The organism is Pseudomonas sp. MNR3A (assembly GCF_009650575.1).
Classification (GTDB): Bacteria; Pseudomonadota; Gammaproteobacteria; order Pseudomonadales; family Pseudomonadaceae; genus Aquipseudomonas; species Aquipseudomonas machongensis.
This window is the reverse complement of sequence record NZ_VZZS01000025.1, coordinates 120,582-146,920: the sequence shown is the minus strand read 5'-3', so window position 1 is coordinate 146,920 and position 26,339 is coordinate 120,582. Positions and strand designations below refer to the sequence as shown.

Annotated in this window: 22 protein-coding genes; 10 read left to right on the top strand and 12 right to left on the bottom strand. The window is 63.9% G+C overall.

Annotation, left to right across the window (positions count from 1 at the left end; genetic code table 11):
* The first annotated feature begins 2 nt into the window (after nucleotides 1-2).
* On the top strand, nucleotides 3-389 hold the full coding sequence (locus tag F6X62_RS17400) for an MAPEG family protein (protein WP_065863850.1): 387 nt from the start codon (nucleotides 3-5) through the stop codon (nucleotides 387-389).
* A 39-nt stretch (nucleotides 390-428) separates the two neighbouring features.
* Here F6X62_RS17400 and F6X62_RS17395 read toward each other — a convergent pair whose 3' ends face one another.
* On the bottom strand, nucleotides 429-1,580 hold the full coding sequence (locus tag F6X62_RS17395) for a murein transglycosylase A (RefSeq protein WP_063546522.1): 1,152 nt from the start codon (nucleotides 1,578-1,580) through the stop codon (nucleotides 429-431).
* Nucleotides 1,581-1,699: 119 nt separating this feature from the next.
* On the opposite strand from F6X62_RS17395, the gene F6X62_RS17390 reads away from it, so the two are divergent.
* Entirely contained in the window at nucleotides 1,700-2,146 is a 447-nt protein-coding gene (locus tag F6X62_RS17390; protein ID WP_153774289.1) for a cytochrome c, read from the top strand.
* Nucleotides 2,147-2,192: 46 nt separating this feature from the next.
* Here F6X62_RS17390 and F6X62_RS17385 read toward each other — a convergent pair whose 3' ends face one another.
* The 3 genes from F6X62_RS17385 to F6X62_RS17375 form a co-directional block, all read right to left on the bottom strand.
* Nucleotides 2,193-2,588: a DUF1090 domain-containing protein gene (locus F6X62_RS17385; RefSeq protein ID WP_054894818.1), complete on the bottom strand. Its 396-nt coding sequence runs from the start codon at nucleotides 2,586-2,588 to the stop codon at nucleotides 2,193-2,195.
* Nucleotides 2,589-2,792: 204 nt separating this feature from the next.
* Nucleotides 2,793-3,983 carry a methionine adenosyltransferase gene (metK, locus tag F6X62_RS17380; protein ID WP_054894817.1) on the bottom strand — a complete coding sequence of 397 codons (1,191 nt, stop codon included), beginning with the start codon at nucleotides 3,981-3,983 and terminating at the stop codon, nucleotides 2,793-2,795.
* Between the two features lie 12 nt (nucleotides 3,984-3,995).
* A complete protein-coding gene (locus F6X62_RS17375) occupies nucleotides 3,996-4,994 on the bottom strand; it encodes a metalloregulator ArsR/SmtB family transcription factor (protein ID WP_065863846.1) in 999 nt (332 codons plus the stop codon).
* 279 nt (nucleotides 4,995-5,273) lie between these two features.
* On the opposite strand from F6X62_RS17375, the gene tkt reads away from it, so the two are divergent.
* The 8 genes from tkt to F6X62_RS17335 all read left to right on the top strand — a co-directional run bounded on the left by tkt (nucleotide 5,274) and on the right by F6X62_RS17335 (nucleotide 16,715).
* Complete coding sequence (tkt, locus tag F6X62_RS17370; RefSeq protein WP_153774252.1) at nucleotides 5,274-7,271, top strand: transketolase; 1,998 nt, start codon at nucleotides 5,274-5,276, stop codon at nucleotides 7,269-7,271.
* A gap of 151 nt (nucleotides 7,272-7,422) precedes the next feature.
* Nucleotides 7,423-8,484 (top strand): erythrose-4-phosphate dehydrogenase, encoded by a 1,062-nt coding sequence (epd, locus tag F6X62_RS17365; RefSeq protein ID WP_153774251.1) that lies wholly within the window; start codon nucleotides 7,423-7,425, stop codon nucleotides 8,482-8,484.
* Between the two features lie 12 nt (nucleotides 8,485-8,496).
* Nucleotides 8,497-9,660, top strand: coding sequence for a phosphoglycerate kinase (locus F6X62_RS17360; RefSeq protein ID WP_063546513.1), 1,164 nt, complete (start codon nucleotides 8,497-8,499; stop codon nucleotides 9,658-9,660).
* Nucleotides 9,660-9,911 carry a hypothetical protein gene (locus F6X62_RS17355; protein ID WP_371105668.1) on the top strand — a complete coding sequence of 84 codons (252 nt, stop codon included), beginning with the start codon at nucleotides 9,660-9,662 and terminating at the stop codon, nucleotides 9,909-9,911. The genes F6X62_RS17360 and F6X62_RS17355 overlap by 1 nt, the downstream gene beginning before the upstream one ends.
* Nucleotides 9,912-9,990: 79 nt before the next feature.
* Nucleotides 9,991-10,320 (top strand): MliC family protein, encoded by a 330-nt coding sequence (locus F6X62_RS17350; RefSeq protein ID WP_054895470.1) that lies wholly within the window; start codon nucleotides 9,991-9,993, stop codon nucleotides 10,318-10,320.
* A 100-nt stretch (nucleotides 10,321-10,420) separates the two neighbouring features.
* The gene (gene fba / locus F6X62_RS17345) at nucleotides 10,421-11,485 is read left to right on the top strand and encodes a class II fructose-bisphosphate aldolase (RefSeq protein ID WP_009399343.1); all 1,065 of its coding nucleotides are present in this window, start codon (nucleotides 10,421-10,423) and stop codon (nucleotides 11,483-11,485) included.
* 215 nt (nucleotides 11,486-11,700) lie between these two features.
* Nucleotides 11,701-13,842, top strand: a complete 2,142-nt coding sequence (locus F6X62_RS17340; RefSeq protein WP_153774250.1) for a bifunctional diguanylate cyclase/phosphodiesterase — start codon at nucleotides 11,701-11,703, stop codon at nucleotides 13,840-13,842.
* Nucleotides 13,843-13,919: 77 nt separating this feature from the next.
* A complete protein-coding gene (locus F6X62_RS17335; protein WP_178117562.1) occupies nucleotides 13,920-16,715 on the top strand; it encodes an RHS repeat-associated core domain-containing protein in 2,796 nt (931 codons plus the stop codon).
* A gap of 38 nt (nucleotides 16,716-16,753) precedes the next feature.
* Here the strand turns inward: F6X62_RS17335 and F6X62_RS17330 are convergent, their stop codons facing one another.
* The 8 genes from F6X62_RS17330 to F6X62_RS17295 form a co-directional block, all read right to left on the bottom strand.
* Nucleotides 16,754-17,686, bottom strand: coding sequence for a carbohydrate kinase (locus F6X62_RS17330; protein ID WP_153774248.1), 933 nt, complete (start codon nucleotides 17,684-17,686; stop codon nucleotides 16,754-16,756).
* Between the two features lie 41 nt (nucleotides 17,687-17,727).
* Nucleotides 17,728-19,218 carry a xylulokinase gene (gene xylB / locus F6X62_RS17325; protein WP_153774247.1) on the bottom strand — a complete coding sequence of 497 codons (1,491 nt, stop codon included), beginning with the start codon at nucleotides 19,216-19,218 and terminating at the stop codon, nucleotides 17,728-17,730.
* 16 nt (nucleotides 19,219-19,234) lie between these two features.
* Nucleotides 19,235-20,710, bottom strand: coding sequence for a mannitol dehydrogenase family protein (locus F6X62_RS17320; protein WP_153774246.1), 1,476 nt, complete (start codon nucleotides 20,708-20,710; stop codon nucleotides 19,235-19,237).
* Nucleotides 20,711-20,731: 21 nt separating this feature from the next.
* Nucleotides 20,732-21,844 carry an ABC transporter ATP-binding protein gene (locus F6X62_RS17315; protein ID WP_153774245.1) on the bottom strand — a complete coding sequence of 371 codons (1,113 nt, stop codon included), beginning with the start codon at nucleotides 21,842-21,844 and terminating at the stop codon, nucleotides 20,732-20,734.
* 157 nt (nucleotides 21,845-22,001) lie between these two features.
* Nucleotides 22,002-22,835: a carbohydrate ABC transporter permease gene (locus F6X62_RS17310; protein WP_063546497.1), complete on the bottom strand. Its 834-nt coding sequence runs from the start codon at nucleotides 22,833-22,835 to the stop codon at nucleotides 22,002-22,004.
* 10 nt (nucleotides 22,836-22,845) lie between these two features.
* Entirely contained in the window at nucleotides 22,846-23,769 is a 924-nt protein-coding gene (locus F6X62_RS17305) for a carbohydrate ABC transporter permease (protein WP_063546495.1), read from the bottom strand.
* A gap of 81 nt (nucleotides 23,770-23,850) precedes the next feature.
* The gene (locus tag F6X62_RS17300) at nucleotides 23,851-25,161 is read right to left on the bottom strand and encodes a sugar ABC transporter substrate-binding protein (RefSeq protein WP_153774244.1); all 1,311 of its coding nucleotides are present in this window, start codon (nucleotides 25,159-25,161) and stop codon (nucleotides 23,851-23,853) included.
* A gap of 173 nt (nucleotides 25,162-25,334) precedes the next feature.
* Nucleotides 25,335-26,240 (bottom strand): AraC family transcriptional regulator, encoded by a 906-nt coding sequence (locus tag F6X62_RS17295; RefSeq protein WP_054895474.1) that lies wholly within the window; start codon nucleotides 26,238-26,240, stop codon nucleotides 25,335-25,337.
* Between the last annotated feature and the right edge of the window lie 99 nt (nucleotides 26,241-26,339).

The window sequence follows — 26,339 nt, the reverse complement described above, 5'->3', positions numbered from 1 at the left end:
CCATGACCGTTGCCCTGTGGTGCATCCTGATCGCCCTGGTCCTGCCGCCTTTGTGCGCATTGATTGCCAAAGTCGCCAGTGGCCGTTTTGGCTTGAGCGACAACCATGATCCGCGAGCCTTTCTCGACACGCTCTCGGGCCTGCCTCGGCGCGCCCATGCGGCGCAGCAGAACGGCTACGAGGCGTTTCCCGCCTTCGCCGCAGCAGTGCTGGTGGCGGATATCGTCGGCAACGCCGAGCAGGTGACCCAGGATGTGCTGGCGGTGCTGTATATCACCAGCCGCCTGCTGTACATCATCTGCTACCTGGCGGACTGGGCAGCGTTGCGCTCGCTGGTGTGGTTCGCCGGATTGGCGTTGATCGTGTCGTTGTTCGTCGTATCGGCATGAAGCGATCGCGGGCTTGCCCCGCGATAGCTTAACCACCGATCACGGCACCTTCGGCACTTCAGGCAGCGCAGCCCCTTTGGGCCACAGCATCCAGATCTGCCCCTGCTGCTTCATGTTCCCTGCCAGCTCGCCGGCCTCTGGGCCGGTCCCCCAGAACAGGTCGGCGCGCACCTCGCCGGTGATCGCGCCGCCGGTGTCCTGCGCACCTACCGGGCGCACCACCGGCGAGCCATCTGGTCGGGTGGTGGACAGCCACAGCAGGCTGCCCAGCGGAATCACCTTGCGGTCGATGGCCACGCTGTAGCCCGCGGTCAATGGCACGTTGAGCGAGCCGCGCGGGCCCTCGTCGCTGTCGGGGCCTGCTGCGAAGAACACATAGCTCGGGTTGCTCGCCAGAAGCTCCGGCACCCGCTGTGGGTTGGCCTGGGCCCAGGCGTGGATGCTGCCCATGGTCACGTCTTCTTTCTTCAACTGGCCCTGGTCCACCAGCCAGCGGCCGATCGGTCGGTAAGGGTGGCCGTTCTGGTCGGCGTAGCCCAGGCGCAATTGGCGGCCGCTCTCCAGTTGCACGCGACCGGAGCCCTGGATCTGCAGGAATTGCAGGTCCATCGGGTCGGTCAGCCAGGCCAGCACCGGCGCCTTCACACCCTGGCGGTTGATCACTTCGGCGGTGTCGTAGGGCTTGAGCACACGACCTTCGATACGGCCGCGAAGGCGTTTGCCCTTGAGCTCCGGGTATACGCTGGCCAGGTCGACCACGATCATGTCGTCGGGAGGGCCATAGACGGGGACCTGGGCTTGTGCCGTGCGCGTCAGGCTGCCTGGGTAGACCGGTTCGTAGTAACCAGTGATCAGGCCGTTGGCGTTGTTCTCGGCGGAGCGCAGGCCGTAGACCTGCAGGTTCTGTTGCAGGAAGGCACGTACCTGGGCCGGATCGCCCGGCACCGCAGCCGCCGCGCTGCACGTCGCAGCCCAGACCGGGTCGCGCTTGAGTTTCTCGCAGCCGTTGCGCCAGGCCTGGAAGCCTGCGACCAGGTCGCTGTCAGTGACGCTCGGCAAATCTTGCCAGGTGGCACCGGTATAGGTGGCGATGGCGTGGGGCTCGGGCTTGGTGCCCTCGCCGCCGTTGCAGCCGGCCAGCAGGGCCAAGGCCGGGAGCACCCAGGCCAGAGGGCGCAAAGCAGATTTCATAAGCGGGGTCCTGTTACGGGCGGAGATGAAAATTCGCCCTTGTCTTTTGTGTGGCTATTGGTCTTTGCCCGGCGGGCGGCGATACTGGCGACCCGTTCATGCAGGCCGAAGAGACCGTGATGTTCAAGCGATTGACCGTAGTGCTGCTCGCCACCCTGACCCTGACCGCTTGCGAGCGTGTCGATCCGAACTCGCCATTGGGCCAGCGCAAGGCAATCTTCAAGGACATGCTCAAGACCAGTGAAGACCTGGGCGGCATGTTGCGCGGCCGCTTGCCGTTCGATGGGGCGAGGTTCGCCGAAGGGGCGGTAAAGCTCGATACCCTGGCCCACGAACCCTGGCAGCACTTCCTGCAGGCTCGTGACGGGGGAGATAGCAGCGCCCGGCCTGAGGTCTGGGAGCGCCAGGCGCGTTTCCATGACCTGGCCCGCCAGCTCGAGAGCGTTACCGGCGAGCTGGTCGGTGTGACCCGCAGCCAGCCATTGGATGCTGCTGGGCTGAAGGCACCGATGGACCGCGTCGAGGCTGCGTGCAAGGCCTGTCATACCGAGTTTCGCAATCATTGATGATCTGCAGTGCCCTGAGTGGGAGCGACCGCGTTTGCCGCTGGCCTCAGCGCTCGAGTTCGTCGACCGCTTCCTGCAGTTCCTTCTTGGCGTCGGCGAGCTTTTCCTTGCGCTTGTTGATCTTCTCCGAGTCGCCCTTCTTCATGGCCTTGTCCAGGTCCTTGGTGCGCTGGTTCACTTCATGCCGGGCGTCGAGCACCTTCTGCTCGCGCTCCTTGCGCAGGCTGCTATCGGTGCAGTTGGCCGTGACTTCGCTCAGGGCTTTTTCCAGGCCTGCGACCTGGGCACTGTTGTTGTGCGCGCGGGCTTCGCTCAACTGGTTTTCGATGGCGCTGCGCTTGGCGGCGCAGCCGGTCAGGCCGGGCTCGGGCTGGGCGGCCTGCAGGGGGCCGGCGGCCAGGCCGACGGCAGCCAGCAGAACGAGCGTGGAAACTGATTTCATGAACTAGAGCCTCTTTTCAGGGCAGGGCGGCAAAAAGGGAAATCCTGCCCTGATTTTGCCCATTTGGAAACCGCAATGGACTGATCGCTGGCAAGATGAGGAAAGTGCCTACGTAATCAGTGCATTACACGGACTTGCAGTAATTTCTGGAAACGAAAAAGCCCCTGTCGATCACTCTCCAGGGGCTTTTGTCAGGCCGGGTGTTTACAGGCCGGCGGCGTCGCGCAGGGCGGCGGCGCGGTCGGTGCGCTCCCAGGTGAAGGTGGTGAAGGTGTCGTCACCCACTGTCTTCTGCTGCGGCTCACGGCCGAAGTGACCGTAGGCAGCGGTCTCCTGGTACATCGGGTGCAGCAGGTCGAGCATCGTGGTGATCGCGTAGGGGCGCAGGTCGAAGCACTCGCGCACCAGCTGGATGATCTTGTCGTCGGACACCTTGCCGGTACCGAAGGTGTTGATCGAGATGGAGGTCGGCTGGGCTACGCCGATAGCGTAGGAGACCTGGATCTCGCAACGTTCGGCCAGGCCTGCAGCGACGATGTTCTTGGCCACGTAGCGACCGGCGTAGGCGGCGGAGCGGTCGACCTTGGACGGGTCCTTGCCGGAGAACGCGCCACCACCGTGACGGGCCATGCCGCCGTAGGAGTCGACGATGATCTTGCGGCCGGTCAGGCCGCAGTCGCCCACCGGGCCGCCGATGATGAAGTTGCCGGTCGGGTTGATGTGGTACTGGGTGCCCTTGTGCAGCAGTTCGGCCGGCAGGGTGTGCTTGACGATGAGCTCCATCACCGCTTCCTGCAGGTCTTTCTGCGACACTTCAGGGTTGTGCTGGGTCGACAGGACCACCGCGTCGATGCCGACCACCTTGCCGTTCTCGTAGCGGCAGGTGACCTGGGACTTGGCGTCCGGGCGCAGCCACGGCAGCAGCTTGGACTTGCGCGCTTCGGCCTGACGCTCGACCAGACGGTGCGAGAAGCAGATCGGCGCAGGCATCAGCACTTCGGTTTCGTTGCTGGCGTAGCCGAACATCAGGCCCTGGTCGCCTGCGCCCTGGTCTTCCGGCTTGGAGCGGTCGACGCCCTGGGCGATGTCCACCGACTGCTTGCCGATAATGTTCATCACGGCGCAGGTGGCGCCATCGAAGCCGACGTCGGAGCTGTTGTAGCCGATGTCGATGATGACCTTGCGCACCAGGTCTTCCAGATCGACCCAGGCCGAGGTGGTGACTTCGCCGGCGATGATGGCGACACCGGTCTTGACCAGGGTTTCACAGGCTACGCGGGCGTATTTGTCCTGGGCGATGATGGCGTCCAGGACCGCGTCGGAAATCTGGTCGGCGATCTTGTCCGGATGCCCTTCGGACACGGACTCGGAAGTGAAAAGGGAGTATTCGCTCATCTCGAGGGGTTCCTAAAATTTACCGATGTGTGTGTCGCCAGCGGCCCGCTGGAAATGGCGGACCTGAATCTGGAAACCGTTACGCAAGCCAACATAGAGGCTGTCCCCTGGGGTCAGCCCCGCAGCATTGGCCCAACGGGCCAGGTCGTCCTGCTCGAAGCCCAGCCAGAGGTCGCCGCAGGCGTCCCGCGCCCACCCCTGGTCATGGCTGCACAGCTCGGTGACCAGCAGGCTGCCGCCCGCCTTCACCCGTTTGGCCAGCAGGCGCAAGGCCAGGGCCGGGTCGCTGAAATGGTGCAGGACCATGTTCAGCACAACGCAGTCGGCTTCCACATCCGTTGCACCCAGTGCATCGGCCAACTGCAGGATTACATTATCCAGGCCTTCACGTTCGCAGACCTGGCGCGCCAGCTCGAGCATGGTCGGGCTGTTGTCCATCGCCGTGACCTGGGCGAAGCGCTGCGCCAGGTCGGGCAGGAAGCCGCCATCGCCGGGGCCAACCTCCAGGGCGCTGGCGTCGCTGCCAAAGCTCAGCTTGTCGAGCAGGGACAGCAGGCTTTCGCGGTATTGCGGTACGCCGGCGATCAGGTCCTGCTGGGCACGGAATTTCTCTTCGACGCGCTGGAAAAAGTCTTGGCTGGTGGCCGCGCGGCGCTGCTGCACCTGGGCAATACGCGCCTGCACGTCGTCCGGCAGGGCCAGTTCGTCGATTTCTTCGAGCAGGGCCGCGTGCAGGCGCCCGCCCTGGCGCAGGCTGTCGGGCAGGGCGCGGCGATAGAAGATCGCATTGCCTTCGCGGCGCGTGGCCACCAGTTCGGCCTGGGCCAGCACCTTGAGGTGGTGGCTCATGCCGGACTGGCCGATGTCGAAGATCTGCGCGAGCTCCAGTACGCCGAACGAGTCGCTGGCCAGGGCGCGCAGGACATTCAGGCGCAGCGCATCGCCACTGGCCTTGCACAGGGCAGCCAGTGCGTCGCTTTGCTGGGGTATCGCTTGCGCACGCAGGTTCATGGGGCGGCAGTCTAGACAGGCATCGTTGCCCTGGCAAGGCAATATCAAAAAGTTTTGATATTGCCTGATGGATGGCTGATGCCTGCCTCCGGGAGGCGTGTGGGTGGGTTCACTCGCGCAAAGCACGACGCCGGTCCCACGTTTTTTACCCGAAGTGCCAGCCAATCGCAGGAAAAATCCCCGACTGCGACCATCCGTCATTGCCCCCAAGGCCCCCAGTGGGCGAAAATGGCCGCCTTTTTTCGTTTCACCACTTATTCAAGCCTCAGGAGATAAGCGATGCCCAGCCGTCGTGATCGTGCCAACGCCATTCGTGCCCTCAGCATGGATGCCGTGCAAAAGGCCAACAGCGGCCATCCAGGTGCCCCCATGGGCATGGCGGATATCGCCGAAGTGCTTTGGCGCGACTACCTCAAGCACAACCCGAGCAACCCGAATTTCGCCGACCGTGACCGCTTCGTGCTGTCCAACGGCCATGGCTCGATGCTCATCTATTCGCTGCTGCACCTGACCGGCTACGACCTGTCCATCGATGACCTGAAGGCGTTCCGCCAACTGCACAGCCGTACCCCGGGCCACCCGGAATATGGCTACACCCCAGGCGTCGAGACCACCACTGGCCCGCTCGGCCAGGGCATCGCCAACGCGGTCGGTTTCGCCCTCGCCGAGAAAGTGCTGGCAGCGCAATTCAACCGTGAAGGCCACCAGATCGTCGACCACAACACCTACGTGTTCCTGGGCGATGGCTGCATGATGGAAGGTATTTCCCACGAAGTCGCCTCGCTGGCCGGCACCCTGGGCTTGAACAAGCTGGTCGCCTTCTACGACGACAATGGCATCTCCATCGACGGCGAAGTCCACGGCTGGTTCACCGACAACACCCCGGCGCGCTTCGAAGCCTACAACTGGCAGGTCATCCGCAACGTCAACGGCCACGACGCCGAAGAAATCAAGATGGCGATCGAGACCGCGCGCAAGAGCGACCGTCCGACCCTCATCTGCTGCAAGACCATCATCGGTTTCGGCTCGCCGAACAAGCAGGGCAAGGAAGACTGCCACGGCGCACCGCTGGGCAGCGACGAAATCGCCCTGGCCCGCAAGGAACTGAACTGGAACCACGGCCCGTTCGAAATCCCGGCCGACATCTACGCCGAGTGGGACGCCAAGGAAGCCGGTGCCAAGGCCGAAGCCGAGTGGAACCAGCGCTTCGACGCCTACGCCAAGGCCTTCCCTGAACTCGCCGCCGAGTTCAAGCGCCGCGCTGCTGGCGACCTGCCGGCCGACTTCGCCGAGAAGGCCCAGGCCTACATCAATGAAGTCGCCGCCAAGGGCGAGACCATCGCCAGCCGCAAGGCCAGCCAGAACACCCTCAACGCCTTCGGCCCGCTGCTGCCCGAGTTCCTCGGTGGTTCGGCGGACCTGGCCGGTTCCAACCTGACCCTGTGGAAAGGTTGCAAGGGTGTCGAGGCCAATGACGCCAGCGGCAACTACGTGTTCTACGGCGTGCGCGAGTTCGGCATGACCGCCATCATGAACGGCGTGGCCCTGCACGGCGGCCTGGTGCCTTACGGCGCCACCTTCCTGATGTTCATGGAATATGCCCGCAACGCGGTGCGCATGTCGGCCCTGATGAAGCAGCGCGTCATCCACGTCTACACCCACGACTCCATCGGTCTGGGCGAAGACGGCCCGACCCACCAGCCGATCGAGCAACTGACCAGCCTGCGCAGCACGCCGAACCTGGACACCTGGCGTCCGGGTGACGCGGTCGAGTCGGCCGTTTCCTGGAAAGCCGCCCTCGAGCGCAAGGACGGCCCTTCGGCGCTGATCTTCTCGCGTCAGAACCTGCAGCACCAGGAGCGCAGCGCCCAGCAGATCGCCGACATCGCCCGTGGCGGCTACGTGCTCAAGGACTGCGCCGGCGAGCCTGAGCTGATCCTGATCGCCACCGGTTCCGAAGTGGGCCTGGCGGTCCAGGCGTTCGACAAGCTCAGCGAGCAGGGCCGCAAGGTCCGCGTTGTGTCGATGCCAAGCACCAGCGTGTTCGACGCCCAGGACGCTGCCTACAAGCAGTCGGTTCTGCCGTTGGAAGTGGGTGCGCGCATCGCCATCGAAGCCGCCCATGCCGACTTCTGGTACAAGTACGTCGGCCTCGAAGGTCGTGTCATCGGCATGACCACCTACGGCGAATCGGCCCCGGCCGCCGCGCTGTTCGAGGAGTTCGGCTTCACCCTGGAGAACATCCTGGGTACCGCCGAAGAGCTGCTGGAAGACTGATGTAACGATCTGCGGGCGGTGTCGCCCTTGTTCGCGGGCAAGCCCGCTCCCACAGAGGTTGCAATTGACCTTGTGGGAGCGGGCTTGCCCGCGAATGCCGCACCGCAAATCCTGCAGACTGACGACAATCGATCTGTTTCGTGAGCGCTGAATGTCCCACCCTCGTCCCTACAAAGTTGCACTCAACGGTTACGGCCGCATCGGCCGCTGTGTCCTGCGCGCACTGTTCGAGCGGGGGGCGAAGGCCGGTTTCGAGATCGTTGCGTTGAATGACCTGGCCGACCAGGCCAGCCTTGAGTACCTGACGCGCTTCGACTCCACCCACGGGCGGTTCCCCGGCGAGGTGAGAGTTGACGGCGACTGTCTGCATATCAATGGCGACTGCGTGAAAGTCATGCGCAGTGCCACCCCTGAAGGCATCGACTGGGCCGCGCTGGGCATCGACCTGGTGCTGGAGTGCTCCGGTGCCTACAACACCCGCGCCGATGGCCAGCGTTTTCTCGAAGCCGGTGCGCCGCGCGTGCTGTTCTCGCAGCCGATGGCCAGCGAGGCGGACATCGATGCCACGGTGGTCTACGGTATCAACCAGCATCGCCTGACCGGCGACGAACTGCTGGTCTCGAACGCGTCCTGCACCACCAACTGCGGCGTGCCGCTGCTGCGCGTGCTGGACCAGGCTTTCGGCATCGAGTACGTGCAGATCACCACCATCCACTCGGCGATGAACGACCAGCCGGTGATCGACGCCTACCACCACGAAGACCTGCGCCGTACCCGTTCGGCGTTCCAGTCGGTGATCCCGGTGTCCACTGGTCTGGCGCGGGGCATCGAGCGCCTGTTGCCGGAACTTGCCGGGCGAATCCAGGCCAAAGCGGTACGCGTGCCGACCGTCAACGTCTCGTGCCTGGACATCACCCTGCAGACTGCCCGTGACACTACGGCTGCCGAGGTCAACCGGGTGCTGCGCGAGGCGGCGCTGGACGGCCCGCTCAAAGGCCTGCTGGCCTACACCGAACTGCCCCATGCCAGCTGTGATTTCAACCATGACCCGCATTCGGCCATCGTCGATGCCAGCCAGACCCGCGTCTCAGGCCCCCGCCTGGTGAACCTGCTGGCCTGGTTCGACAACGAATGGGGGTTCGCCAACCGTATGCTCGACGTTGCCGAACATTATCTGCACGTCGTCCACCAAACCCGCAGCAAACAGCCCTGAAGGACTGCATTCATGACCGTGTTGAAGATGACCGACCTCGACCTGCAAGGTAAGCGCGTACTGATCCGCGAAGACCTCAACGTGCCTGTGAAGGACGGTGTGGTAACGAGCGATGCGCGTATCCTGGCTGCGCTGCCGACCATCAAGCTGGCCCTGGAAAAGGGTGCTGCGCTGATGGTCTGCTCGCACCTGGGCCGCCCGACCGAGGGCGAGTTCTCCCAGGAAAACAGCCTCAAGCCGGTCGCCGACTACCTGAGCAAGGCCCTGGGCCGTGCGGTGCCGTTGGTCGCCGACTATCTCGACGGCGTCGAGGTCAAGGCCGGTGAGGTGGTGCTGTTCGAAAACGTACGCTTCAACAAGGGCGAGAAGAAGAACGCCGACGAGCTGGCGCAGAAGTACGCCGCCCTGTGCGACGTTTTCGTCATGGACGCCTTCGGCACCGCCCACCGCGCCGAGGGTTCCACCCACGGTGTGGCCAAGTTCGCCAAGGTCGCCGCTGCTGGCCCGCTGCTGGCGGCCGAGCTGGACGCCCTGGGCAAGGCCCTGAAGGCGCCGGCCAAACCCATGGCGGCCATCGTTGCCGGCTCCAAGGTCTCGACCAAGCTCGACGTGCTCAACAGCCTGTCGACCGTCTGCGACCAGCTGATCGTCGGCGGCGGCATCGCCAATACCTTCCTCGCCGCGGCCGGTCACCCGGTCGGCAAGTCGCTGTACGAGCCTGACCTGGTCGAGACCGCCAAGGCCATCGCCGCCAAGGTCAGCGTACCGCTGCCGGTCGATGTGGTCGTTGCCAAGGAGTTCGCCGAGAGCGCCGAAGCCACCGTCAAGGCTATTGCTGACGTGGCCGCCGACGACATGATCCTCGATATCGGCCCGCAGACCGCCGCCAACTTCGCCGAGCTGCTGAAGTCGTCGAAGACCATCCTGTGGAACGGCCCGGTCGGTGTGTTCGAGTTCGACCAGTTCGGCAACGGCACTAAAGTGCTGGCCAAGGCCATCGCCGAAAGCGCCGCGTTTTCCATCGCGGGTGGTGGCGACACCCTGGCGGCCATCGACAAGTATGGCGTCGGGGCTGATATCTCCTACATTTCTACCGGTGGCGGTGCGTTCCTCGAATTCGTCGAGGGCAAGGTCCTGCCTGCCGTGGCAATCCTGGAAGAACGGGCCAAGGCCTGATAGTGACGGCGCCTGGCAAAGGGAGCGACCTGATGGTCAAGCAATTGCCTGTGATGATCGTGGCCTTGTTGTTGGGTGCCTGCTCCAGCGGTGGCGCCCCGCAAAGCGAGCCGGCTGGCGAGCCAAAGGGCGGCTGTTACCAGTCGCAGTGGCAGGCGGAGACGGTGCCGGTGATCAACAAGCGCCTGGGGCCGGACGGGCTTGAGAAATACGACGAAGAACACCAGCGCAAGGCGCCCGGCTGCCCTTGATCGGGCAGCGGGCAACCGATGGGCTGTTTTGTGGTCTTGAACAGAAGGTCACACCCTGGCCTCGAAGCGAGGATACTCAATGAAAGCGCTGCTGGCCGTACTGGCCCTGGCGACCCTGGCAGGCTGCTCCCTGCTGCAACCGTCGCAACCTGCCGCGACGGACAACTGGACCCGCTGGGTCTGCGACAGCCAGGCCGAAGTGCTGTGGCGCTTCGCCGATGCCGCGCAGCAGTCGGTCGATGTCCGCCTCGGCGGCGCTGACCAGGTCTACCGGCTCAAGGCCGAGCCCGGCGCCTCGGGCGCGCTGTACAGCGATGGCGTGCTTGCCTTCCACACCAAGGGTAATGAAGGCCTGGTGTACTGGGAAGCGACCAACGATCTGATTGGGCGGGGCTGCAAGGCACCGTGATTGGCCGGACCGCGACGGTGGTCCACAACTACTTGAACAGCAACCGCCCCTGCGGCAGGCTTGCACGAAACAACGACGCTTGTCGGGAGAGAGATACACAATGGCACTCATTAGCATGCGCCAGATGCTGGACCACGCCGCCGAGTTCGGCTACGGCGTTCCAGCTTTCAACGTCAACAACCTCGAGCAGATGCGCGCCATCATGGAAGCCGCCGACAAGACCGACTCTCCGGTCATCGTCCAGGCCTCCGCCGGTGCTCGCAAGTACGCCGGTGCTCCCTTCCTGCGTCACCTGATCCTGGCGGCGATCGAAGAATTCCCGCACATCCCGGTGTGCATGCACCAGGACCACGGCACCAGCCCTGACGTGTGCCAGCGTTCGATCCAGCTGGGCTTCAGCTCGGTCATGATGGACGGCTCGCTGCGTGAAGACGGCAAGACCCCGTCCGACTACGAGTACAACGTACGCGTTACCCAGCAGACCGTGGCATTCGCCCACGCCTGCGGTGTGTCGGTAGAAGGCGAGCTGGGCTGCCTGGGCAGCCTGGAAACCGGCCAGGCCGGTGAAGAAGACGGCGTCGGCGCCGAAGGCATCCTGGACCACAGCCAGATGCTGACCGACCCGGAAGAGGCTGCCGACTTCGTCAAGAAGACCCAGGTCGATGCCCTGGCCATCGCCATCGGCACCAGCCACGGCGCCTACAAGTTCACCAAGCCGCCTACCGGCGACATCCTGGCGATCGACCGCATCAAGGCGATCCACCAGCGTATCCCCAACACTCACCTGGTGATGCACGGTTCCTCGTCGGTTCCGCAGGACTGGCTGGCGATCATCAACGAGTTCGGCGGCGACATCAAAGAGACCTACGGCGTGCCGGTCGAAGAGATCGTCGAAGGCATCAAGCACGGCGTGCGCAAGGTCAACATCGACACCGACCTGCGTCTGGCGTCCACTGGCGCGATTCGTCGCTTCCTGGAGCAGAACAAGTCCGAGTTCGACCCGCGCAAGTACTTCGCCAAGACCGTCGAAGCCATGCGTGACATCTGCATCGCGCGTTACGAAGCCTTCGGTACCGCTGGCAACGCGTCGAAGATCAAGCCGGTTTCGCTGGATGAGATGTACCTGCGTTACGCCAAGGGCGAGCTGGCCGCAAAGGTCAACTGATCCGCTGATAGCCCAGAAGAACCCGCAGAAATGCGGGTTTTTTTATGGCCGGACGGTGGCAGATACGCGAAAGCCAAGGCGCGCTGACCATTAGTCGGCTATTTTCACTTTAACCATTGATAGCGAACTGATTGCATTGCGTCCTGCAAAGTCGCGTCTAGAGTAGAGAATCGGATCCAATTACAAGACGAAGTCGGTCGGACAAGAGAAGCGGCATGGATGGAGCTCAACCCGCGGCACCGGAAGGCAGCTCAGTACTGCTGGTGGTCGATGACTACCCGGAAAACCTGATCAGCATGCGGGCCTTGTTGGCTCGACAGGATTGGCAAGTACTCACTGCAAGCTCAGGGATGGAAGCACTGAGCACGTTGCTGGAACACGAAGTGGACCTGGTCCTGCTCGATGTACAGATGCCCGAGATGGATGGCTTCGAGGTCGCCCGCTTGATGCGCGGCAGCCAACGCACGCGCCTGACCCCGATCATCTTCCTTACCGCCAATGAACAGTCCGAAGCTGCCGTGCTCAAGGGCTATGCCAGTGGCGCGGTGGACTACCTGTTCAAGCCCTTCGATCCGCAGATCCTCAAGCCCAAGGTGCAGGCCCTGCTCGAACAGCAGCGCAACCGCCGCATGCTGCAGCGACTGAGCCGTGAACTGGAGTCGGCCCGTGCATTCAATGCCTCGATTCTGGAGAACGCCGCCGAGGGTATCCTGGTGGTCGACGAGGCGGGTGATATCAGTTTTGCCAACCCCGCCATCTCGCGTCTGCTGCAGGTGACGGTGGACAAACTGCAGGGCGCCCATCTCCTGGACCTGATCCAACTGCCCAGCGCCGCGTTGTGGCGCGACTCGGACTTCTACCAGGCTTACCTTGGGCGGCAGATCTTCCGCGTGCACGATGCCCAGTTGCGTCCGCCCGAGGGGCCGCTGATTCCGGTGGCGCTGTCGTGCGCGCCGTTGCCCCCTGAACAGAAGGCCATGGTGGTGACCGTACTGGACATGTCGGTGGTGCGCAGCCTGCACCGGCAACTGGAACACCAGGCGGTGACCGACCCGCTGACCGGCCTGCTCAACCGCCGCGGTTTCTACCAGACGGCAGAAGGTGCATTGCTGCACAACGCACGATCCGGCAAGGTCCAGGCCTTGATGTACATGGATCTGGATGGTTTCAAGCGAATCAACGATTCACTGGGCCACGAGGCGGGCGACCAGGTCTTGCGCTGGGTCGCCGAACAACTCAAGGACTGCCTGGGCAGCCAGGCGCTGCTCGGGCGCATGGGCGGCGATGAGTTCACGGCGTTGTTCGATGGCTTGCCCTATGCGGAGCACGCAGGCCGGTACGCCGAGACCCTGATCGAGCGCATGTCCAGCTGTCCACAGGTGGACGGCCAGGATGTCATTCTTGGCGTCAGTATCGGCATCGCCACCTACCCCGATTGCGGCGCCACCGTCGAAGGCCTGCTGCGCGCTGGCGATGCGGCGATGTATGCCGCCAAGCGCGCCGGGCGCCAGCAGTATCGCTTCTATGATCAGGAGCTCAACGGCCGCGCGCGTTCGCGGCTGATGCTCGAGGATAGTGTGCGTACCGCCATCGAGCACAAGGACTTCACCTTGGTCTACCAGCCACAGGTGGGGTTCGCCGACGGACGCCTGCGTGGCTTCGAGGCGCTGCTGCGCTGGCAGCACCCCAGTGTCGGCGATGTGCCGCCGGGGCTGTTCATTCCGTTGCTGGAGGAGGCGCGTCTCATCCATCGGCTTGCGAGCTGGATCTACAGCAAGGGCGCGTCCCAGCGTCACGAGTGGCGTCAGGTGTTCGCCGACGATGTAGTGCTGGGTATCAGCCTGAGCCGCGCGCAGTTCACCCAGCCGAACCTGGTCGATGAACTGCGGCGGGCGATCCAGGAGTACGGCCTGGAGCCTGCGCAACTGGAAGTGGAGGTGGCGGAAACCTCGTTGATGTACGACATCGACGCGGCGGCCAAGCAGGTGAAGCGTTTGCGCGAACTGGGCGTGCGCGTGGCGCTGGATGACTTCGGCGCAGGGGATTGCTCGCTGCGCATGCTGCGCGACCTGCCGATCGACACCCTGAAGCTCGACCGCCACCTGGTCGCCCGGCTGCCCGATTCGAAGGTCGATACGGCGCTGGTGCGCAGTGTCATCGCGCTGTGCGCCGACTACGGCATCACGGTGATCGCCGAGGGCGTGGAAACAGACGCCCAGGCGCAGTGGTTGCGCGACAGCGGCTGCGCCTACGTGCAGGGCTTCCTGGTTGCGCGGCCAATGACGGCAGGCGACGCGCGTGGTTTTCCGACGGTGTATCCGTGGGCGCAGGCTGGATCGCCTGTCTCCCTGACCTGATAAATCTGCCAGTTGTCTGTTCCGGTCGTTGTGGGCGACTGTTGCCTCTCCAGCCATGAATGGCAGGTAGAACGGTTGTGAGCAGCGCACTGTTCCAGCAGACCCCCTCGATCAAGGTACTCGACAATCGGCGCCAAGCGGTGCGTGAGGTCGAGTATCACCGTGCGTCGCCATTGGACGCCGATACGCGCATCACGCGACAGGTTTTCAGCCCCGCAGGACGACTGGCACAGATCAGCGATCCACGGTTGCATGACGCAGGTCTTGCCAACTTCATCCATGGGCACGACCTGACAGGCCAGGTCATACGCACGCAAAGCGTCGATGCGGGGGTGAGCCTCGATTTGAAAGACGCGGCCAGGCGCGACTTGTTCTCGGTGAGCCGTATTGGCAGGACGTTGGATGGCCAGGACGATTTTGCCGAAGCCGTGACCCGTACCTCGCGCTACGAACCGGTCGATATGCCTGGGCGTCTGTTGGGGGTTGGCGAGCAGGTTGCTGGCGATATCCCTCGTACCAGCGAGCGTGTGTTGTACGGCGGCAATGAGGCGCAAGAGAAAGCCCGCAACCTGGCCGGCACTCGGATTGCCCATTACGATCCAGCCGGGCGCGTTTCCATCCTCGCCAGCGCACTCGGCGGCGCAGCCCTCTGTGTACAGCGCAAGCTGTTGAAGGGTGGCGACGACGGTACTGTGCATGTCGACTGGCAAGGTGAGGCCACGGAGGCCTGGGACGCACTGTTGGAGAATCAACGCTACACGACTCGCACTCAGGTAGACGCCACAGGCAAGGGCCTCACCGCGCTGGACTGCGCAGGCCATCGGCAGCGCAGCGCCTACAATGTGGCAGGCGCCCTGGCGGCCAACTGGCTGATGCTCAAAGGCGCGCCAGAGCGTGAGATCGTCAGGTCGGTGAGTTACTCGGCGGGTGGACGCAAGCAGCACGAGGTGCATGGCAACGGCATCGTCACTGTGTACACCTACGAACCGACGACCCTGCGCCTGGCGGCCGTGCGGACCACTCGCCAGACCAGCGAAGGCCAGCGATTGCAGGACCTGCACTATCGCTATGACCCTGTCGGCAACGTCGTCGGGCTGGCCAACGACGCCGAGCCGACGCGCTTCTGGCGCAACCAGAAGATCAGCGCGCAAAGCGAGTACCGCTACGACAGCCTGTATCAACTGGTCTTCGCCAGCGGTCGTGAGATGGCCAATGCCGGGCAGCAGGGCAATCATCTGCCAAGCGTGCTGGTACCGCTGCCGGTGGATGATTCGGCCTATACCCTCTACACCCGGAGTTATACCTACGACAGCGCGGGCAATCTCACGCATGTCCGTCATAGTGCACCGGCTACGAACAACAACTACGTCACTGCAATCACCGTCAGCCAGTGCAGTAATCGCGGCGTGTCGAGTACGTTGGCCAGCGACCCGAGCAAGGTCGAGGCGCTGTTCACCGCAGGGGGCGAGCAGCGCGTGCTGCTGCCGGGACAGCCGCTTGAGTGGACGGCACGCGGCGAGTTGCGCAGGGTTGCAGGCGGTACTCAGGAAAGCTATCGCTACGACGCTGGCAGGCAGCGTGTGCTCAAGGTGAGTCATCAGCAGCAAGGTGGATCACTGAAGGTGCTGCGCACGCTGTATCTGCCGGGGCTTGAGCTGCGTATCACCCTGGTCGACGGCGTCGTGCAGGAAAGTCTGCACACGGTGGTGATGGGCGAGGCAGGGCGTGCCCAAGTGCGGGCGTTGCGTTGGGAGGCCGGTAACCCGGAGGGGGTCGATAACGACCAGGTGCGTTTTGGCTATGACAGCCTGATCGGCAGTGTCGGACTGGAGCTCGATGGCAAGGGCAGTGTCATCAGCTTCGAGGAGTACTACCCCTTTGGCGGGACGGCGATTCTGGCGGGGTGTCATCGTATCGATGTGGAGTACAAGACGGTTCGCTATTCGGGGCGGGAGCGAGATGCGACAGGGCTTTATTACTACGGGTATCGCTATTACCAGCCATGGGTGGGGCGATGGTTAAACCCCGATCCTGCAGGGACTATTGATGGTCCTAATCTATATCAAATGTTGAACAACAATCCCGTAGGGAATTTCGACGCCTCAGGTCTGAGGATCATGAGCTTTAATCTCGATGAGAGCCGAGGAGATCTCATCTATGGCCTGAGCGACCCGCGTCAAAATTATCTAAGGGTTGTTGTCGATGGTTACAAGGGTATCGATGACAAATCCGCTTTGACGATCGATCACTATAATCTAGCGATCGCGAAAGCCATCCGATTGAAAGCGCTGGCGGACTTTGAACTGCCAGATGATGCTTCTCCAAGACAAGTTTTAAACGCTGTTCGTACGGATGCCAGGCTTTTAGATGTCATTAAATTGGCCTTTGGCAGTTATGTGCTCTGGGAGAGCTATTTCTCAGCAGGCCGGGAAAATGAAAAATTTAACATTTCTGCTATTTATGACGACGTTTCACGGCAGTGGGGAGAAAGTCCCTTTCATGATTGGTGGGTGGATGACACCGGGCCGCAGTTACTATGGAAGCGAGGATCGAAACTGGGTTTATATATGGCAGCCCATAACGCTGGACAAAAAATTCATTTTATCCTGGATGACTTGAAGACGTCGGCGGTTGTCACGAAAAAGGGTGAGTTTGGAAATTCTATTAGTGCGAGCGAGTTGCGTTATGCCTTTCGAAACAGGCATGCGTTGCGTGGAAAAATTCACTTTTACAAAGGCGGATGGGAAGTCTCGGCACCTTGGCACACATCACCGTGGAAGTGGAGCGCATACAAATCTAAATCTGAGCATCGCGACCGTTTTTCGCGATGGCAGGCGCTGCGACGAGAGTCGCGTCGACTGCGCAACGCATAGTTGCGATTAAGACGATGCTCGGATGATGTGCGGCTTGGCTACAACTCATCCGCAAACGGCAAATCCGGCCCGACCCGTGAGCAGGTGATCGCCGCCGCACGAATGGCAAAGCCCAGCATGCCATCGATCGTCTCGCGTTCAAGCGCCGCCAGCCCGGCAGGGCTGTCTGCCCCCAGGCGGGCGAGGTAGCTCAGCACCGCCGCCTGGAAGGTATCGCCAGCACCGACTGTGTCTTGCACCGTCAGCGAGGCATCCGCAGGTTGTGTCCATGAGCCGTGCGCGCAATGCACGCTGGCGCCGTCTGCTCCGTGGGTGATGAACACCAGTCGGCAGCGGTCGTTCAGCCAGCCACGGGCCACCTCGGACGGCGTGCGATCCGGATAGAGCAGCGCGAGGTCTTCCTCGCTGGCCTTGATCAGGTGGGCGTGGGCCGCGAAGGCTTGCACCTGGCGTCGCCACAACGCCACGTCGGGCTGCGGGTTGAGGCGTACATTGGGGTCGAGGCTGATCAGCCGGTGTGCGCTTTCGCGCTGCACCAGCGCCAGTAATGTATCCGCCACCGGCGTGACCACCAGGGTGTAGGAGCCCACGTGCAGGCCGCGCACCTGTTCATCGAGCGCCGGCAGGTGCTCGAGGCGCACCTGCCGGTCGGCGCAGCCTTCGCCGCGGAACTGGTACTGTGCCGAGCCGTTGGCATCCAGCCCGACCATGGCCAGGGTGGTCGGTGCATCGCTGGTCACCAGGTAACTGCAATCGACCTTTTCCTCTTCCAGCACCCGACGCAGGCGTGCGCCCAGGTAGTCGCTGGACAGCCCGCCGAACAACGCCGACTCCACGCCCAGCCGGCGCAGGCCGACCGCGACGTTGAACGGCGAGCCGCCGGCAATCGCCTTGAAACCCAGCTCGCTGCTGCGCGGGCTGTCATCCAGGCTGAACACATCGAACAGGGCTTCGCCACAGACCAGGTACATGAAATTCTCCGAAACGAAGTAAGCGGGCAGGATACCTGCGATCAGTGCGCAGGCAGATGCGAAAGATAACGTTGATAGGCTGTTTCGTAGGCCGCCTGGTGTGCGGGCCGGGGTGTGGTGCGGGTGCTTTCGTCGAGTTCGACGCAGCGCTGGCACAGGGCCTGCAGGCTGTCTCCTTCGCCGAGCTTTCGGCCCAGGCTCCAGGCGGCCTGGATGGCAGCGCCCAGGGCGGCGGCTTCGGTCTGGCGCGGGCACACCACCGGCAGGCCGAGCAGGTCGGCGAGCGTCTGGCGCCACAGTGGGCTTTTCGCCGCGCCGCCGACGAGGCGGATCTCCTGGCCCTGCAGGCCACTGGCGCGCAACAGGTCGAGCCCGTAGCGCAGGCTGAAGCAGGTGCCTTCGAGCACCGCCCGGCAGAGGTTGGCGCGGGTCAGGTTACTGCTGGTCATGCCGTGCAGACTGGCGCTGGCCTCGGGCAGTGCCGGCACGCGTTCGCCATTGAAGAATGGCAGCAGCAACAGGCCTTCGGCGCCGACGGGGGCTTGTGCGGCGAGCTCGCTGAACGCCGACAGGTCAAGCTGCAACAGGTCTTGCACCAGGGCGCAGGCGCTGGTGAGGTTCATGGTGCAGATCAGCGGCAGCCATCCGCCAGATGAGCCGCAGAAGGTCGCGACCTCACCGTGGGGGCTGACGTGTGGCTCGTCGAGGTGTGCGGCAAGGGTGCCGGAGGTGCCCAGGCTGAGGGTGATCATGCCGGGATGGATGTTGCCGGTGCCGATGGCGCCGAGCATGTTGTCGCCCCCACCGCTGGCCACCCAGGCGCCAGTGTCCAGGCCCAGCGCCCGGGCTGCCGAGGGCTGCAGGGTGGCGATGCAGTCGCCGGGTTCGACCAGCTCGGGCAGTGCCGCCAGCAGGCGCTTGCCGGGCTCGATCAGCGCCAGCACATCGGCAGCCCAGGTGCGATTGCGCACATCGTAGTAGCCGGTGCCCGAGGCGTCGCCAGGTTCGCTGCAGGCACGGCCGGTGAGCCAATGGTTGAGGTAGTCGTGAGGCAGCAGCAGGTGTGCGGCGCGGGCGAACAGCGCGGGGTGATGGCGCTGGCTCCACAGCAGCTTTGACAGCGTATAGCCCGGCGCGACCACCAGCCCCAGGCGCTCCAGCGAGCCTGCGGCGCCGCCGAGGGCGGCCAGCAATTCGTCGTTTTCCGCGGTGGTCTCGGTGTCGCACCAGAGCTTGGCCGGGCGCAGCACTCGGCCCTGGTCGTCGAGCATCACCAGGCCGTGTTGCTGGCCAGACACGGCCAGTGCGCGGATGGCATGGCCGCCGACCCCTGCGTCGGCCAGGGCATTGGCTACCGCCGTGCGCAGCGCCTGCAGCCAGTCTGCCGGATCCTGTTCGCGGCGCCCGTGGTCGCCCTGCGGCGCCGCATGTGCCGCGCTGCCCAGCCCCAGTACACGGCCGCTGCCTGCGTCGAGCACCAGGGCCTTGGTGCCCTGGGTGCCGCAGTCGATGCCGAGGAACAGTCCGTCCATATCGCCGTGCTCCGTCTCAGTCGCCCAGTACCCGGCGCAGGGTTTCACTCACGCCGACTTCACGCAAGCTGTCGTACAGGCGCTCGAAGGCCTCGACAAAGGCCCGCGAGTTGGGGATCGCCGTGCCGAAGATCGCCTCGTCGCCCAGCACCCGGGCGGCCAGCCCTTCGCGCTGGACGACACGGGCCTGGCACTGTGCCGCGCGCGGATCGGGAATGCTGTAGACATTGCCCTTTTCATCCTTGCCACCCAGGTACAGCGCCCAGGCTGCGACTACCAGCGCCACGCGCTCCAGTGGCTTGCCGTCGGCGATCAGGCGGTTGGCGGTGGGCACGATGAACTTGGGGAATTTCGAAGAGCCGTCCGAGCACACCCGCTCCAGCTGGTCGGCGATGGCGCGGTTGGAGAAGCGCTCGGTGAGGCTGTCCTTGTAGTGCGTCAGCTCGATGCCCGGCACCGGTGCCAGTTGCGGGGTGACGTCCTGGTCCATGAAGGTGCGCATGTAGCGGCGTAGCAGATCGTCGGCGAGGGTCTCGTGGACGAAGCGATAACCCTGCAGGAAGCCCAGGTAGGTCAACGCCAGGTGGCTGCCGTTGAGCAGCTTGATCTTCATCTCTTCATAGGGCGTGACGTCGTCGGTGAACTGCACGCCGACCTTCTCCCAGGCCGGGCGACCGCTGACGAACTTGTCTTCCAGCACCCACTGCAGGAACGGCTCGCAGACCACCGGCCAGGCGTCCTCGACGCCATGGCGCTCGGCCAGTTGGCGGCGGTGTTCGTCGCTGGTCATGGGCGTGATGCGGTCGACCATGGCGTTGGGGAAGCTGACGTGCTGGGCGATCCACTGGGCCAGGTCGTGGTTGAGCAAATGGGCGAAGGCCAGCAGCGCCTTGCGCGCCACATCGCCGTTGTGTGGAAGGTTGTCGCAGGACATCACCGTGAACGCCGGGGTGCCGGCCTCGCGGCGACGGCGCAGGGCCTCGCAGAGAAAGCCGAATACGCTGTGCGGCTGGTCAGGCCTGGCCAGGTCGTGCTGGATCATCGGCAGGTTCTCGAGGAACTCGCCCGTGCTGTCGTCGATGCAGTAGCCGCCCTCGGTGATGGTCAGCGAGACGATGCGGATGGCCGGGTCGGCAAGTTTGTCGAGCAATGCCTGGCTGTCGCTTTCTGCCAGCAGCATGCCGCTGATGGCACCGATTACACGCACCTCGGTGTCGGGGTTTTCGCCCAGCTCGAACAGGGTGTAGAGGTGGTCCTGGCTGGCCAGGGCGTCGCGCATGGCGCGGTCTTCGCTGCGCAGGCCGGCGCCGCAGATCGCCCAGTGGAGGGCTTCGCCGCGGTTCATCAGGGCGTCGGTATAGGCGGCCTGGTGGGCACGATGGAAGCCGCCGACACCGATGTGCACGATGCCCTGGCGCAGTTGCGCCGGGTCATAGGCGGGGCGTGCGACCGCGGTCGCCAGCTTGTCGAGATTGCGCTGGTTGAGTTTCATCGAAAAATCCTTGAAGACGGCTCAGGCCGCCTGTTGCAGTCGTTTGTCCAGGGCCTTGCCGGTGCTGTCGAACAGATGGCAGTGCGCCGGATCGAAGCTCAGTTCCAATTGTTCGCCGTACTCGGGCGCGAAGTCGCCGCGGACCCGCACGGTGAGCATCTCGCCGGAGGCGCTGCGCACGTGGCAGTAGCTGTCGCTGCCCAGGCGTTCGCTGACATCGGCGGTGACCTGCAGCGAGCCATGCTCGCCGTGACCGCTGCGGCTGATGCTCAGGTGCTCCGGGCGAATGCCCAGGGTGATCTGGCTGCCGGTGGCCAGTTCGCCTGCGCATAGCGGCAGGGCGATACGGGCGCCGCACTCGAGGGCGACCTCGCACTGGTTGCCCTGGATGCGGCTCAGGTGCCCGCGCAGGAAGCCCATCTTCGGTGTGCCGAGAAAACCTGCGACGAACAGGTTTGCCGGATGGTGGTACAGCTCCAGCGGCGAGCCGACCTGCTCGATGCGACCGGCGTTGAGCACCACCACCTTGTCGGCCAGGGTCATCGCCTCGACCTGGTCGTGGGTCACGTAGATCATGGTCGCCGCCAGTTCCTTGTGCAGGCGCGAGAGCTCCAGGCGCATCTGCACGCGCAGGGCGGCGTCGAGGTTGGACAGCGGCTCGTCGAACAGGAAGATCTTCGGGTTACGCACGATCGCCCGGCCGATGGCCACCCGCTGGCGCTGGCCGCCAGAGAGCTGGCGCGGCTTGCGCTCGAGCATCGGTTGCAGCTCAAGAATGCGCGCGGCGTTGTCGACCTTGCTGGCGACCTCGGCCTTGGCCACCCCCGCCAGGTCCAGGGCGAACGACAGGTTCTTGCGCACGGTCATGTGCGGATACAGGGCGTAGGTCTGGAACACCATGGCCAGGTTGCGCTTGGCGGGTGCAGTGTCGGTGATGTCGACGCCATCAAGGGTGATGCTGCCGCTGCTGACCTCTTCGAGGCCGGCGATCAAGCGCAGCAAGGTCGACTTGCCACAGCCGGATGGCCCGACGAACACCACGAATTCACGGTCGTGCACGTCCAGGTCGATGCCCTTGATGATGGCGTGGCCATCAAAGCCTTTTTGCAGGTTGCGGATCTTCAGGTCAGCCATGTCGAGTTACCTGTGCAGTGGCCAGGAAAAATTGAGGTTTTGCAGAGTCCTGTAGGAGCGGGCTCGCCCGCGAACACCGGCATAGCCGGTGCCATGCACCGCAGTGTTTGCTTCGCGGGCAAGCCCGCTCCTACAGGAATGGTGTAGTTGGGGGTATTCATTTCACCGCCCCGAACGACAGCCCGCGCACCAGTTGCTTCTGGCTGATCCAGCCGAAGATAAGGATCGGTGCACAGGCCAGGGTCGAGACGGCCGAGAGCTTGGCCCAGAACAGGCCTTCGGGACTTGAGTAGGAGGCCACCAGCGCGGTCAGCGGTGCGGCGGCCGAAGAGGTCAGGTTGAGCGACCAGAACGCCTCGTTCCAGCACAGGATCAGCGACAGCAGCACGGTCGAGGCGAGGCCGCCACGGGCGATCGGCAGCAGCACGCGCAAGATTTCCTGCCAGGTGCCGGCGCCGTCCAGGCGCGCCGCTTCGAGGATGTCGACGGGGATGTCCTTGAAGTAGGTGTACACCATCCACACCACGATCGGCAGGTTGATCAGGGTGTAGACGATGATCAGCGACAGCCGTGAATCGAGCAGGCCGAACTGCTTGGCCAGCAGGTAGATCGGCATCAGCACGCCCACCGGTGGCAGCATCTTGGTCGACAGCATCCACAGCAGCGTGCGTTTGGTGTGGCGGGTTTCGAAGAACGCCATCGAGTAGGCCGCAGGCACTGCGATCAGCATGCACAGCAGGGTTGCGGAGAACGAGATCAGCACCGAGTTCCAGGCGTAGGCGAAGTAGTCGCTGCGCTCGTTGATGTGCAGGTAGTTCTCCAGCGTCGGGTGGAAGATGAACTGCGGCGGCGTGGCGAAGGCGTCGAGCTCGGTCTTGAAGCTGGTCAGCAGCATCCAGAAGATCGGGAAGAAGATCGCCAGGGCAATGCCCCAGCACAGCAGGCCGATCAGCGCATCGCGCAGGCGGCGGGTTTGCTTCAGTGTCAGCATGGAGGGCTCCTCAGCTGCGCTCGGTGAGGTTCTTGCCGATCATGCGCACCAGCACGATGGCGGCGATGTTGGCGATCAGCACGGCGATCAGGCCACCGGCCGACGCCATGCCGACGTCGAACTGCAGCAATGCCTGGTTGTAGATCAGGTAGGCGAGGTTGGTGGACTCGTAGCCCGGCCCGCCGCTGGTGGTGGTGAAGATCTCGGCGAACACCGACAGCAGGAAGATGGTCTCGATCATCACCACCACGGCGATCGGCCGCGCCAGGTGCGGCAGGGTCAGGTGCCAGAAGATCGCCAGCGGGCCGGCGCCGTCCAGGCGTGCGGCCTCCTTCTGTTCCTGGTCCAGCGACTGCATGGCGGTCATCAGGATCAGGATGGCGAACGGCAGCCATTGCCACGACACGATCAGGATGATCGACAGCAATGGATAGTGCGCCAGCCAGTCCACCGGCTGCGCGCCGAACAGGCGCCAGACCGCCGCGAGGATCCCGGACACCGGGTGGAAGATCAGGTTCTTCCACAGCAGCGCGCTGACCGTGGGCATGATGAAGAACGGCGAGATCAGCAGCACGCGCACCACGCCGCGGCCCCAGAACTCACCAGCCTCCAGCAGCGCGGCGATGAGCACGCCGAACACCACGCTGATCGCCAGCACGCTGCCGACCAGGGTCAGGGTATTCAGGGCGCCGGGCAGGAAGCCGGCATCGGTGACGAAGAAGCTGAAGTTCTCCAGGCCGACGAAGTCGTTCTCGCCGGGGTACAGCAGGTTGTAGCGGATCAGCGAGAAATACAGGGTCATGCCCAGGGGCACGATCATCCATAACAGCAGCAGCGCCACCGAAGGGCTGACCAGGAACCAGCCGGGGCCGACGCGGCGTTTGCCGGGGCGGGCGGGGGCGTGGGTCGGGGTGTCGAGGGCCGAGGTGTTCATGACGACTCCGTGTACGGCAGAAAGGGGCGAGCAGCCGGCCGCCGGCACACCGAGGGCGGCGTGCTGGCGGTCAGTGGCGGTCTACTTGGGGTAGCCGGCGCGTTTCATCTCGCGTTCGGTGGACGACTGGGCGGCGGCCAACGCCTGTTCAGGCTTCATCTGGCCGGTCAGGGCGGCGGAGAACAGCTTGCCGACCTGGGTGCCGATGGCCTGGAACTCAGGAATGGTCACCAGCTGGATACCCACGTAGGGCACAGGCTTGAGGGTCGGATGGTTGGGGTCGACCTTCTTCAGTGACTCCAGCGTGACCTTGGCGAACGGTGCGGCCTGCAGGTAGGCCTCGCTGTAGGTGGAGGCGCGGGTGCCTGGCGGCACGTTGGCCACGCCTTCCTTGTCGGCGACCAGCTGGCCATAGGCCTGGGAGGTGGCCCAGGTGCTGAAGGTCTTGGCCGCGTCCTTGGACTTGGAACTGGTGGGGATCGCCAGCGCCCAGGAATACAGCCAGGTCGCGCCCTTGTCGGTGACTTCCTTCGGCGCGAAGGTGAAGCCCACATCGTCCACGACCTTGCTCTGGCTCTTGTCGGTGACGAACGAGCCGGCGACGCTGGCGTCGACCCACATCGCGCACTTGCCGCTGTTGAACAGCGCCAGGTTCTCATTGAAGCCATTGCTGGAGGCGCCGGGCGGGCCGTACTGCTTCATGGTGTCGACGTAGAAGTTCAGCGCCTTGGTCCACTCGCTGCCGGTGAACTCCGGCTGCCACTGCTCGTTGAACCAGCGGGCGCCGAAGGCATTGGCCAGGGTGCCGATGAGCGCCATGTTCTCACCCCAGCCGGCCTTGCCGCGCAGGCAGATGCCGTACTGGCCGGCTTCGGGTTTGTTGAGCTTGGCGGCGAACTCGCCCAGTTGGGTCCAGGTCGGTTGCTCGGGCATCTGCAGCCCGGCCTGCTGGAACAGGTCCTTGCGGTAGTAGGTGATCGAGGCTTCGGCATAGAAGGGGAGGGCGTAGAGCGTGCCCTTGACCGACAGGCCGTCGCGCACCGAAGGGAAGACATCGTCGAGCTGATAGTCGGCAGGCAGGTCCTTCATGGGCTCCAGCCAACCCTTGGCGCCCCACAGCGCGGCTTCGTACATGCCTATGGTGAGCACGTCGAACTGTCCGCTTTGTGTCGCGATATCGGTGGTCAGGCGTTGGCGCAGGACGTTCTCTTCGAGCACCACCCACTTGAGCTTGATGTCCGGGTGCTGTTCCTCGAACACCTTGGACAGCCGCTGCATGCGGATCATGTCGTTGTTGTTGACGGTGGCAATGGTCAGGGTTTCGGCAGCCTGGGCAAACACCGGCAGGCTCAGACAGGCAACGGCCACGCAGGCCTTGATCGAGTCGTTCATCGTTGAACTCCTCTTCCGGACCGCAGGGCGGCGCGGAAGTCACTATTGTTTTTTTTGTGTCGCTGGTTGCCGATTACACTCCTGCATCGCCAGCGCAACAAAGCCTCGACTGCACGCGGGCCGATACTTTTTTGCACTGGGGTATTTGCAGTGTGATGCACTGCTCAAACGTTTCAGGAAAGGTTCTGCTCGGTCAGGCGCTGAGTGACCAGGCTGCGGTAGCCCGACGGTGTCATGCCCTTGAGCTGCTGGAAACGCCGGTTGAAGTTGGACAGGTTGCTGAAGCCGGATTCGAAGCACACCTCGGTCACCGGCAGGTCGCTGCGGGCCAGCAGCTCGCAGGACTTGCTGATCCGCAGGCGATTGACGAACTCGACGAAGCCACGCCCGGCGGCCTGCTTGAAGAAGCGCGAGAAGTAGGTGGGGGTCATGCCCAGGTGCTCGGCGACCTCGTTCTGGGTGAGGTCCTGGGCGTAGTGCTGGAAGATGTAGTCCACCGCGCGGTTGATGCGGTCGACGTTGTGTTCATCGGCCAGCTGCGAGGAGGTGACGGTGGACAGCAACTGGTAGTCCTCGCAGGCAGCCAGCTGTTCCATGAGGATAAAAAAGTATCCCAGGCGCGTCATGCCGGCACTTTGCGAGATGCGTTGCATCAGTTGCTGGCTCTCGGCGATCAGGCGCGGGTCGCGAAATTCGATGCCATAGCTGGCACGGGCCAGCAGTGGCGTCAGCTGGTTGAGCTCGGAGAATACCTGGCTGCCTTGCTCGAGCACTTCGTCAGTGAAGTTGACCAGCATGTCGCGGGTATCGACCACCTCGTCGGCGGCCACCTGGCTGATCCAGTTGTGCGGCAGGTTCGGCCCCGTGAGAAACAGCGTGCCCGGGGCGAAGTTGCCGATGTAGTCGCCGATGAACACCTTGCCGGAGCTGGCGACGATCAGGTGCAGCTCGTATTCCTTGTGGAAGTGCCAACGCACCAGCGGGCTCGGGAAGCCGTGCTGGCGGTAGATCAGCGAATGGCCTTCGTGGTCGTCCATCAGTTCGTAGGACGGGTCGGTGATCTTGCTGGCTTTGGGCATGGTGAGTGCTTCGAGCAGGGGCGAATACAGCATCCTAGCCAAATTTTGCGTCCTGTAGGAGCGGGCTTGCCCGCGAAAGGGCCAGCCCGGCCAACCACA